General features: G+C 39.3%; 1 protein-coding gene. It reads right to left on the bottom strand.

The window, feature by feature from the left end; translation table 11 throughout:
• Window positions 1–254 precede the first annotated feature (254 nt).
• On the bottom strand, window positions 255–1,424 hold the full coding sequence (locus tag HQN83_RS25145) for a TlpA disulfide reductase family protein (protein WP_173094500.1): 1,170 nt from the start codon (window positions 1,422–1,424) through the stop codon (window positions 255–257).
• Window positions 1,425–1,886 lie beyond the last annotated feature (462 nt).

Genomic DNA, 1,886 nt, shown 5'->3' on the forward strand with positions numbered 1-1,886 from the left:
AAGAGTGCTTCACAAAAACCAATAACCTGGCCAGTATGCCTCCATTGAATCATTACTGCTTACACCTTAGTTTTTGATAAATAGCGAGGTAAAGTGAGGGTTAATAATCATCAACAAAGTGGTAAGGCAGGGCACACCGAAAAACTCATCCTCGCTCCACATCTTTTGGATCAAGCGGAATTCTTAGGGGAATGAAATTTAAGCATAGAGTTTAGATAGCCTGAATAGAAAAAACCTAACATCTTTGACTCCTATTAATTTAAGTAAGGTTTCAACTTCTCCTGTAGCAAGCCTTCACTGTATCCCACCCAGGAGTCGAGTACTATGCCTTCCTGAGAAATGATAACGTAGTGTGGAATGCCGCTAACTCCATAGCTTGCAGCTATTCCAGTCATCCCTTTGCCATCGCTGAGGTTTAGCCAGCTGATTTTTTCACTTAATGAAACCTTTTTCCAAATTTCTTTTTTTGTATCCATACTGATGCTGACAACCAATAATTTATCTTTAGCTGTGCTGTCTAGCTGTCTGAGTTCCGGCATAGCCATCATACATGGTCCACACCCCACACTCCAAAAATCGAGCAGTAGGTATTTGCCTTTATAATCCTTAAGCATATGAGTTTCACCATTAAGATCCTTGAGAATATTATCTACCATGGATTCACCTTTTTTAACAACCACTGGTGGATAGAGGTAATTGCGGATCTCTAATGCCCCGAGTTCAAGTTTTTGCTGTGGCGTTAACTTGTTAAACAAAGAGGTGACCGCTGGCCTAAGTGAACTTTTTTCGTTGTACCTTACATCCATAGCCATTTCGGTCATTTTTTTAAACCAGATGTCATTTACTTTAGCAGTTTTCAAAATGGCGATTTCCTTCTGAAATACTTTTTGCTGCCAAATTGCTTCAATGTCTCTTAATGAGTCTATTTGGAACTTGATAGTTTTACGTTCAGCTTCTGATACATTATCCCTTTTTTGGAACAATAAACTGACCTGAACAGATAAGTTTTGAATACTGTCTAATTCCTGTTTTGTTGATGCAGTATACCTGCCCAACTCCTGCTGCCTAGGATCTTTACTTATTACATTCCAGGTTTTAAGGAAATAATTATCGCCTGATATCCGAATTGCAGATTTGGGGCTTACCCAAAGGCTAAGCCATTTAGAGGGAAAATCTGCACTGTTTCCTGTTAATGCGAGTTCAGTTAATTCTTTAATCTCCCCTGAAAAATTAAATTCTCCGTTCTTTACGGTATCACTGGCAATGGTAACTAATACATTGCCATTATTTTCCAATAAGTTAATGATTTCGCCGTCTTTTACCTTGCTAAGTTTTCCTTTAATAGTGTAATTATTTTGCGCAATAGACAACAGCCCTTGGAAAATCAAACCGGTCAATAAAAGGCTAGTGGTAATGTATTTCATAATGATCCTAGATGAGTTCAATCATTAAAGCTAATATTTTGAACTCGGAAATCTAGTATCAATATTATTATCCCTTGCTCCAGAACATTTGGCATTGATCCTTGATCCTGCTTTCTCTTGAGGGATCCTAACCTCGAAGAAGCTGCGAAGCAAAATAAATTACCAATGACAGATTGTTTTTTAAACACTCTGCTAATGCGTTCGTCATGCCGGCGAAGGCCGGTATCTCACACTAGTAAGGTTTTCTTTCTCTTGCGAGGTCCTGATACCGGCCTTCGCCGGCATGACGAATTCAGGATGACGACGGGCATAATTATAAACCCAAAATAACTATAAACAAGTAGCTATAAACAAGAAAACCCTGTAGTGTTAACTACAGGGTTACTTTAAGATTTGGCACCGACCTACTCTCCCACGTGTTACCGCAGTACCATCGGCTCTGGTGGGCTTGACTTCTCTGTT

Source organism: Pedobacter foliorum, from assembly GCF_013266735.1.
GTDB lineage: Bacteria > Bacteroidota > Bacteroidia > Sphingobacteriales > Sphingobacteriaceae > Pedobacter > Pedobacter foliorum.